Origin of the sequence: Streptomyces sp. CNQ085 (genome assembly GCF_022614595.1) — a bacterium.
In the GTDB taxonomy this organism is placed as follows: Bacteria; Actinomycetota; Actinomycetes; order Streptomycetales; family Streptomycetaceae; genus Streptomyces.
In genome coordinates this window covers 6627-15085 of record NZ_JAJFAU010000122.1, presented here as the reverse complement: position 1 = coordinate 15085, position 8459 = coordinate 6627, and the positions used below count along the sequence as shown (strand labels likewise).

8 protein-coding genes and 1 pseudogene are annotated in these 8459 nt (G+C 68.7%); 8 read left to right on the top strand and 1 reads right to left on the bottom strand.

Going from position 1 to position 8459, the window contains the following annotated elements:
* The first annotated feature begins 165 nt into the window (after window positions 1-165).
* The 3 genes and pseudogenes from LJ221_RS18560 to LJ221_RS18550 form a co-directional block, all read left to right on the top strand.
* Window positions 166-992 (top strand): IS5 family transposase gene (locus LJ221_RS18560; RefSeq protein ID WP_374228499.1). Its coding sequence is split into 2 segments (ribosomal slippage): window positions 166-522 and window positions 525-992, totalling 825 coding nucleotides; the frame shifts between segments, so codons are not numbered across the junction.
* A 287-nt stretch (window positions 993-1279) separates the two neighbouring features.
* A complete protein-coding gene (locus LJ221_RS18555) occupies window positions 1280-2542 on the top strand; it encodes an MFS transporter (RefSeq protein ID WP_241717858.1) in 1263 nt (420 codons plus the stop codon).
* Window positions 2543-2795: 253 nt separating this feature from the next.
* Window positions 2796-3477, top strand: a pseudogene (locus tag LJ221_RS18550) (transposase family protein); the annotation flags it as partial.
* A 92-nt stretch (window positions 3478-3569) separates the two neighbouring features.
* Here LJ221_RS18550 and LJ221_RS18545 read toward each other — a convergent pair.
* Window positions 3570-4804 (bottom strand): IS3 family transposase gene (locus LJ221_RS18545; protein ID WP_241717857.1). Its coding sequence is split into 2 segments (ribosomal slippage): window positions 3570-4483 and window positions 4483-4804, totalling 1236 coding nucleotides; the frame shifts between segments, so codons are not numbered across the junction.
* 151 nt (window positions 4805-4955) lie between these two features.
* Here LJ221_RS18545 and LJ221_RS18540 point away from each other — a divergent pair.
* The 5 genes from LJ221_RS18540 to LJ221_RS18520 all read left to right on the top strand — a co-directional run bounded on the left by LJ221_RS18540 (window position 4956) and on the right by LJ221_RS18520 (window position 8380).
* Window positions 4956-5276 carry a tyrosine-type recombinase/integrase gene (locus tag LJ221_RS18540; RefSeq protein ID WP_374228498.1) on the top strand — a complete coding sequence of 107 codons (321 nt, stop codon included), beginning with the start codon at window positions 4956-4958 and terminating at the stop codon, window positions 5274-5276.
* A 115-nt stretch (window positions 5277-5391) separates the two neighbouring features.
* Complete coding sequence (locus tag LJ221_RS18535) at window positions 5392-6237, top strand: HipA family kinase (protein ID WP_241717856.1); 846 nt, start codon at window positions 5392-5394, stop codon at window positions 6235-6237.
* The gene (locus LJ221_RS18530; RefSeq protein WP_241717855.1) at window positions 6234-6629 is read left to right on the top strand and encodes a DUF3037 domain-containing protein; all 396 of its coding nucleotides are present in this window, start codon (window positions 6234-6236) and stop codon (window positions 6627-6629) included. The genes LJ221_RS18535 and LJ221_RS18530 overlap by 4 nt, the downstream gene beginning before the upstream one ends.
* Window positions 6630-6812: 183 nt before the next feature.
* Window positions 6813-7574, top strand: coding sequence for a 3-oxoacyl-ACP reductase FabG (gene fabG / locus LJ221_RS18525; RefSeq protein ID WP_241717854.1), 762 nt, complete (start codon window positions 6813-6815; stop codon window positions 7572-7574).
* Window positions 7575-7624: 50 nt separating this feature from the next.
* A complete protein-coding gene (locus LJ221_RS18520; protein WP_241717853.1) occupies window positions 7625-8380 on the top strand; it encodes an SDR family oxidoreductase in 756 nt (251 codons plus the stop codon).
* Window positions 8381-8459 lie beyond the last annotated feature (79 nt).

Here is an 8459-nt window from a genome sequence, read left to right as displayed (position 1 = left end):
TCCTCTCCCATCTGCCACAGCATCCAGCATGTACTCGCCTGGTCCCTATGGCGAAGAAAAAGCCAAGCCCGAACCCGCATCAGTCACTACAGACGCAGGCAACGTCACGGAGTGTCGTTGCAGTATTAGAGGGTGTCTCACGTGGCTTGATCGGCGTCGGGCATGATGCTGTCTGTGGCCGGTGACCTCTCTTCTCGTCTGGTTCCTGATGGTCTGTGGGTTCTGGTGGAGCCCCTGCTTCCGGAGTTCACCCCGCGGAGGCAGGGCGGGGGCACGGCTCCGGTCGATGAGCGGCAGGCGTTCGCGGCGGTGGTGTACGTGCTGACAAGCGGGTGTGCGTGGCGGATGCTGCCCGACACGTTCGGTGTCTCGCCGGCGACCGCACACCGGCGGTTCACCGCCTGGACGAAGGCCGGGGTCTGGCGGCGGCTTCACCGGGCGGTCCTGGACGAACTCGGAGCACGCGGGGAGATCGGCTGGACCTCGGCCATCGTGGACGCCGCGAACGTGCGGGCCAAAAAGGGGGCACGCTGACCGGGCCGAATCCGGTCGACCGGGGCAAGAAGGGGAGCAAACTGCACGTCCTGTCCGACGCACAGGGCCTGCCTCTGGCCGTGGGCGTCTCTGGCGCGAACGTCCACGACACCCATGCGCTCAGGCCCCTGGTCCGTGGGATACCGCCGATACGGTCCCGGCGCGGACCACGCCGCCGCAGACCCGGCAAGCTCCGGGCCGACAAGGCGTATCACTCCATCGAGCACCGCCGATGGCTCCGCAGCCGGTGCATCGCCGCGCGGATCGCCCGCCCCGGCATCGAGCCCGGCGAGCGACTCGGCCGACACCGCTGGCGGATCGAGCGGACCATCAGCTGGCTCTTCGGCTACCGCCGCCTCACCGTCCGGTACGAGCGCAAGGGCGAACACTTCCTCGCCTTCCTCGGCCTCGCAGCTGCCCTGACCTGCTACAAACGGCTGACCGCAGTCACCACATGAGACATCCTCTTAGGGTATCAACCATCCGGAGTGGGTCATTTTCTGCGAACATCCATACCGTCAGTCGACTCGAAGTTCCCCGGCCAGACCCGGAGGGGACAGATCGGTGACCGATTTCGGCGCGATTAATCATAGCCTATTCGATGGCCTGTTCGCCGATGAACGGGGCGCCTTGACGGAAAGGCATCCTCATTCACTCAGAATATGGCTTGCGCACCGCGTCTCGTCTCATTCGTTCGAGGCCAACTCCGGAACACAGATTCACCCTCAAGCACTGACGAGGTAGCATGACTGCAGTCAACGACACCCCCGGTACCAATCTCTGGGGGCAGGCCGGATTCCGCAACCTGTGGATCGGGCTCACCGCCTCCGAGTTCGGCAGCCAACTCACCAAGGTGGCACTTCCCTTGGTGGCCGTGCTCGCGTTGGACGCATCCTCCGAGCAGGTCGGCCTGCTTGCCGCGGTGACCCAGCTTCCCTACATCGTGGTGGCGCTGGTCGCAGGTGTTCTCGTCGACTGGTTCTCTCCGCGCCGGATACTGGTTGGCGCGGACCTGGGCCGGCTCATGCTGTTGGGGATGGTCCCGCTGCTGCACGTCACCGGTGTGCTCGGCATCGGTTGGCTCTACCTGATCGCCTTCGCCGTCGGCACGTGCACGGTGCTGTTCGACATCGCATCACAGGCCCAGCTGCCACTGATCATCCACCGCGACCAGGTGGCCTCGGGCAACGGGGCCTTGGAAGCCAGTCGGTCGGCGTCGACCATTGCGGGCCCCGCCGCGGGCGGTGCGCTCGTGCAAGTCCTCACAGCACCGTTGGCCGTTGTGGCCGGGGCTGCGGCCTACTTGGTGTCAGTGATCGCAGTGTGGCGCACGCCAGCCACCGGCGGCACGGGCAGCGGGAAGACCGTGGGCGGCGTGGTGATGCAGATCCGCGATGGGCTCCGCGTCGTGTTCGGCAACGAAGTGCTGCGGATCATGGCAATCGTCGCAGGCGTCTACAACATGTTCTTCGCCGGCTTCCAGACCGTCAACCTGCTTTTTCTAACCCGTGAATTGGAGTTGTCGGCCAGCGCCGTGGGAATTGTGCTCGGCGCCCTCGGGCCTGGCCTGCTTCTCGGCGCAGGCTTCGCCGCGTGGCTTCCACGGAAAATCGGCTATGGGCCGACCATCCTTCTAACCGCCGTAGGCGCCAACGGAATAGTCCAAGTAATATCGCTGGTACACGGTAACGGAATGCGTTCCGTCGCAGCATTGATGCTGATCAATTTTCTGTTCGGAGGATTCGGCCTGGCTCATTCGATCGTGATGCGCACCATCCGACAGGTAATGACGCCGAACACCTTCCAAGGTCGGGTGGCCGCGACCAACCGCTTCCTTGCGCAGGGAGCAACACCGATCGGCGCCCTGCTTGGCGGCTTGTTGGGCGGGCTGGTCGGCTTCCGGAGCGCGCAACTGGCGTTGACGCTGGGAATGCTCTCCGTAGTGGTTCTCCTAGCACTGTCGCCGTTGCCCCGGATCGGCAAAAACCTATCGCAGCTAGAGGCCTGATCAACACCTTCCGCACACACGGTCGGCCTCCGGCAGGGACACCGTCCTTGCCGGAGGCCGACCGGCGCTCCCCGGCCCCCTCCGGTCACGTCCCACTGCGCCTGCTCGTCAGAGATCGCGACCAGGATGGTCCCAAGTGAGCTTCTTCAGAGTGGTCACCGATCGGGTGACGAACCAAGGGCCGTGACAGGCGAGGCCCCTGGGCGGTTGGTCGAGGTGCCCGACGTCTCTACCAAGCAACCCAGGGGCCTCGTTGGTGACCTATCCTGCCGCACTCGACCTGCCGCACGCGCTGGTGGAGTGGGTCACGATGCTCATCGTCACCCGCGAGGGCGACCAGGGCCCGCTGCAAGCTCCGCCCCTCCCAGCGGGCCATGGTCGCCCTGGTCTACCTGCGCGAGCACACCACCCTCGCCAAGGTCGCCGCCGGATTCGGCATCAGCGAGGCCACCGCCCACGCCTACGTCCGCGGCGTGACCGCGCTGCTGGCGGACAAGGCTCCCTCGCTCGTCCGCGCGCTGCGGCGGGCCAGGCCGGAGTACGTGCTGGTGGACGGCACCATCGCCGAGTGCGACCGGGTCGGTGACGGCGACGGCGCCTACTCCGGCAAGGCCCGGCGGCACGGCGTGAACATCCAGACCGTCACCGACCCGGCCGGCGAGCCGATCTGGTACCCACCGGCGCTACCGGGCCGCACGATGGCCATCACCGCCGCCCGCACCCACCACACTGTCACCGTGTGTGAGCACTTGCGGATCCCGGCCCCCGCCGACAAGGCGGACGAAGGAGCCGGCGGCACCTTCTGCACCCCGTTCAAACGGCACTGCGGACGCGACCTCACCGTGCACCAGAAATCCGTCAACCGCGCACACGCCCGGCTACGCAGCCCAGTCGAGCGTGCCTTCGCCCGCCTGAAGGACTGGCGAATCTTCCGAGCTGCAGGGTCTGTCAAACGAGCGGTGTAACCAAGGTTGTTGAGGGTTACTGACGGGCCTTGTCCCCGAGGAGTGGACACCTGTTCGTATCGTTATGCGGCGAGTGTCAGGGTAGCTGACTGCTGTTCGTAGGCGATCGGTGCCTGTTGTCCGTTCGCCGAGTGCCGTCGGCGGGTGTTGTACCGCGTGGCCCAGCGGAAGACGGCCATGCGGCAGGCCCGGGCCCCGTCGTAGCGGCGGGCGCCGCGCAGCGTCTCGCGTTTGAGGGCCGCGTTGAACGACTCGGCGAGTGCGTTGTCCGCGCTGGTGCCGACCGCGCCCATGGACCGCCGTACTCCCAACTCGGCGCAGATGTCAGCGAATTGGCGCGAGGTGTACTGGGCTCCGTGATCGCTGTGGAACACCGCGCCGGCCAGGCTGCCGCGGGTCGCCGCGGCGGCCCGGAGTGCGTCTGCGACCAGTTCGGTGCGCATGTGGTCGGCGATCGACCAGCCCACCAGACGGCGCGAGAAGCAGTCGATCACCGTCGCCAGATACAGGAACTCGCCGTCGCCCACCGGCAGGTAGGTGATGTCGCCGACGTATTTCATGTTCGGCGCGCTCGCGGTGAAGTCGCGCCCCAGCAGGTCCGGCACGGGGGTGGCGGACGGTTCGGGCACGGTGGTGACCTGGCGTTTTCGCAGCCGCAGCCCGGCGATGCCGTACTTGCGCATGACCCGTCCGACGCGCTTGTGGTTCACCAGCTCGCCCTCATCGCGCAGCTCTGCGGTGATCCTCGGGCGGCCGTAGGTGCCGTCCCACTCGGTGTGCACGGCCCTGATCCGCTCGGCGAGAGAGGCATCGGCCCGCTCGCGGGCAGCGCGGGCCTCGCGGCCGGCCCGCCACTTGTAGAAGCTGGAGCGGGCGACCTCCAGCACCTGACACAACCGCTTCACGCCCCAGGCGCGGTGGTGGTCCTCGATGAACTGGAAGCGGTTGGTCACCAGGTCATCTCTTGTGCGAAAAACTTCGTCGCCTTGCGCAGGATGTCCCGTTCCGTGGCGAGTTTCTGGTTCTCCTTGCGCACAGTCTTCAACTCCGCGCGCAGGGCCGCTATCTCGGCCTCCAGATCCTGCCTCGTGGCCTCGCTCACCGGGATGTCCTTCGTGCTCGTGCTCGTCGCGCCGCCCCCGTCATGGCGGGCACGCTCGGCCCGCACCCAGTTACGCAGCGTCTCCCGGCTGATCCCCAGATCCTTGCCGATGCCCTCGAAAGTGTGGCTCGGGTCCGACAGGTACAGCGCGACAGCGTCCGCCTTGAACTCGGGCGAGTAGACCTTCATCACCATAAAAGATGCCTCCTACCCGACCCCTACCGGGGCCGGGCTCAGAGGTGTCCACCACTCGGGGACAGGTCCCCTTCTTCCCTGGGGAAGGCCGGAGGAGGACAGACCGCGAAGGAAGTTTTCCCTCCTGCTCACCACGCGGTTCGGCAACGCCGTGGCCGTGAACACATGGAACACCTACACGTGGAAGCCCGCGCTGGCCAAGGCCGGCGTCATCCCGCCGCGCGCCGAGGGCGCGAAGCAGTGGCAGTGGGAGGCGGCACCGAGGGACGGCTTCCATGTGCTGCGGCACACCTACGCCTCGGTCATGTTGGAGGCGGGGGAGTCCGTGGTGACCCTGGCGCGGTGGCTCGGGCACTCCTCGCCGGCCGTCACGCTCGGTTACTACGCTCACTTCATGCCGGAGGCCGGGAGCAGGGGGCGTACCGTCATGGACGGACTGCTGGGCAGGCGGGGGAGGCCGGGCGGCGGCTGAAACTCCCCAGATTCTCCCCAGGGTGGTTCGGGAGTGGTTCCGGCGGGATCCCGGTCCGAGGGTCTTTGGGGCTGACTGTGGATTGCAAGGCCAGCGCTTCCGATAGCCTGGGAAAATGCTTCCCGAAGTCACCGCCACGCGCTATGTGACGCCCCTGCGCGAAGGCGGATCGCTGCCCGGCATCGTCGAGGCCGACGACCTGGGCACCTATGTCGTGAAGTTCACCGGGGCCGGACAGGGACGCAAGACCCTGGTGGCCGAAGTGCTGTGCGGGCGACTCGCCCAGCGGCTCGGCCTGCGTGTGCCCGATCTGGTGCGCGTACAGCTGGATCCGGTGATCGGTCTGGGCGAGCCCGACCAGGAGGTGCAGGAACTACTCAAGGCCAGCGGCGGGCTGAACCTGGGGATGGACTTCCTGCCCGGCTCGATGGGCTTCGACCCGCTCGCCTACCGCGTGGACGTGCGAGAGGCGGGGCGTGTGGTGTGGTTCGACGCCCTGACCGGCAACGTCGACCGTTCCTGGCGCAACCCCAACATGCTGGTCTGGCACGGCGACCTGTGGCTCATCGACCACGGCGCCAGCCTGATCTGGCACCACAACTGGACCACCGCGGCCAAGGCGGCCGACAAGCCGTACGATGCCTCCGACCACGCCCTGGCGCCCATGGGCCCGGACATCGCCTCAGCCGCCGCCGAGCTGGCACCTCGGGTTACCGGGGAGCTGCTGGCCGAGTGCGCGGCCGACATTCCCGACGAGTGGCTGGCCGGCGAGCCCGGCTTCGACACGCCGGACGCGCTGCGCAGCGCCTACACCGAGGTGCTGGCCGCCCGGGCCGGTACGCTCCACGAGCGGATCACCGTCGGCGCCCCGAGCCAGAAGGGGCCTTCCAGGGCGCCCGGCTGGCTGAAGGACTGGGCAGACGCCGTCAGCGGGCTGAACAAGGGCGGAGGAGCGCGGTGAGCGGGCGGTTCGGCGGGCGTGACGTCTTCGAGTACGCCGTGCTGCGCGTCGTCCCCCGCATGGAGCGCGGCGAGATGATCAACGCCGGGGTCGTCGTCTACTGCCGCGCCCGGTCCTTCGTCACGGCCCGCACCCATCTGGACGTCGGACGGCTGCGGGCGCTCGATCCGCACGCCGATGTCGAGGGGGTGCGGGCGGCCCTGCACGCGGTGGAGTGCCTGTGCCGGGGCGGGGCGGAGGCCGGACAGGCGGCCGCCGACGACGCCGGACGGCGCTTCCGGTGGCTGGTCGCCCCCCGCTCCACCGTCCTCCAGCCGGGGCCGGTGCACACCGGGCTGACCGCCGACCCCGAGACGGAGACCGAACGGCTGCTGGAGGTGCTGGTGCGCTGAGAGGGCGCACCCGGCAGGCCCTCGGCGGGCTCGGTGCACCGGGGAGGCGGCGGCCCGGACGTGGGGGTGGGGTGGGCCTCACCGTGCCGGTGGCCGTTGACACAGCGTGTCCGTGCTTCTAGCGTCACGTCTGCCGAAGGTGCTAAGCGGTTGCTCACCCATTCGAGTGCGAGGAGAACCAGCATGCCCACCACCGAACAGCGTGTCGCGATCGTCACGGGCGGAGCCCGCGGGATCGGCGCCGCCACCGCCGTCCGGCTCGCCGCCGAGGGCCGGGCCGTCGCCGTGCTCGATCTGGACGAGTCGGCCTGCGCGGACGTTGTGGAGAAGATCAACGCGGTGGGCGGCCGGGCGCTGGCGGTCGGCTGCGACGTGTCGGACACCGAGCGGGTGGAGGCCGCCGTCGCGCGGGTCGCCGACGAGCTGGGCGCGCCGACCGTCCTGGTCAACAACGCCGGGGTACTCCGCGACAACCTGCTGTTCAAGATGAGCGACTCCGACTGGGACACCGTCATGAACGTGCACCTGCGCGGTGCCTTCCTGATGTCCCGGGCCTGCCAGAAGCACATGGTCGACGCCGGGTTCGGCCGGATCGTCAACCTCTCCTCCAGCTCCGCGCTGGGCAACCGGGGCCAGGTCAACTACGCCGCCGCCAAGGCCGGTCTGCAGGGCTTCACCAAGACCCTCGCCAAGGAGCTGGGCAAGTTCGGCATCACCGCCAACGCCGTTGCCCCCGGCTTCATCGTCACCGAGATGACCGCGGCCACCGCTGCCCGTGTCGGCATGGACTTCGAGGACTTCCAGAAGGCCGCCGCCTCCCAGATCCCCGTCCAGCGCGTGGGCAGGCCCGAGGACATCGCGAACGCCATCGCGTTCTTCACCGGCGAGGAGTCCGGTTTCGTCTCCGGCCAGGTGATGTACGTGGCCGGCGGCCCCCTCAACTGACGGCCGCCGACGGCCGCACCGCGAAAACGACGGAACGGAAAGAACAGCTCATGGCAGTGCAGGACAGCGGCAAGGTCGCTCTGATCACCGGAGCGAGCCGGGGCATCGGCTACGGCATCGCCGAGGCGCTCGTGGCCCGCGGCGACCGGGTGTGCATCACGGGCCGCAACGAGGACGCCCTCGCGGAGGCCGCGGAGCGGCTCGGCGCGGACCGGGCCATCGGCGTCGCCGGAAAGGCCCACGACGAGGCCCACCAGGCGGAGGCCGTCGAACGCACCATGGAGGCGTTCGGCCGCGTCGACCACCTGGTCAACAACGCGGGCACCAACCCGGTCTTCGGGCCCATCGCGGAACTGGACCTGAACGTCGCCCGCAAGGTCTTCGACACCAACGTCCTCTCCGCGCTCGGGTTCGCCCAGCGCACCTGGGCGGCCTGGCAGAAGGAGCACGGCGGCACCATCGTCAACATCGCCTCCGTAGCCGGGCTGTCGGCCTCGCCCTTCATCGGCGCATACGGCATCAGCAAGGCCGCGATGGTCAACCTCACCCTCCAGCTCGCCCACGAGCTGTCGCCGGGCGTGCGGGTCAACGCCATCGCCCCGGCCGTGGTGAAGACGAAGTTCGCCGCCGCGCTCTACGAGGGGCGCGAGGAGGAGGTGGCCCGGGGCTACCCGATGGGGCGGCTGGGGACCCCCGAGGACATCGGGGGAGCGGCGGCCTTCCTCACCTCCGGCGACTCCGGCTGGATCACCGGCCAGACCCTCGTGGTCGACGGCGGGATCTTCCTCAACGCCGGGGTCGGGTGACCCCCTGGCCCCGGAGCGCCGCGACGGCGGGCCGGGGCCCGCACCGTTCCGGCGCCGCGAGGCCCCCTCGAAGGGGCCT

Bases quoted from the DNA above. Each gene is read 5' to 3' on its own strand.
- LJ221_RS18555 (WP_241717858.1), top strand. From the start codon at position 1,280: ATGACTGCAGTCAACGACACCCCCGGTACCAATCTCTGGGGGCAGGCC.
- LJ221_RS18535 (WP_241717856.1), top strand. From the start codon at position 5,392: ATGCTTCCCGAAGTCACCGCCACGCGCTATGTGACGCCCCTGCGCGAA.
- fabG (WP_241717854.1), top strand. From the start codon at position 6,813: ATGCCCACCACCGAACAGCGTGTCGCGATCGTCACGGGCGGAGCCCGC.
- LJ221_RS18520 (WP_241717853.1), top strand. From the start codon at position 7,625: ATGGCAGTGCAGGACAGCGGCAAGGTCGCTCTGATCACCGGAGCGAGC.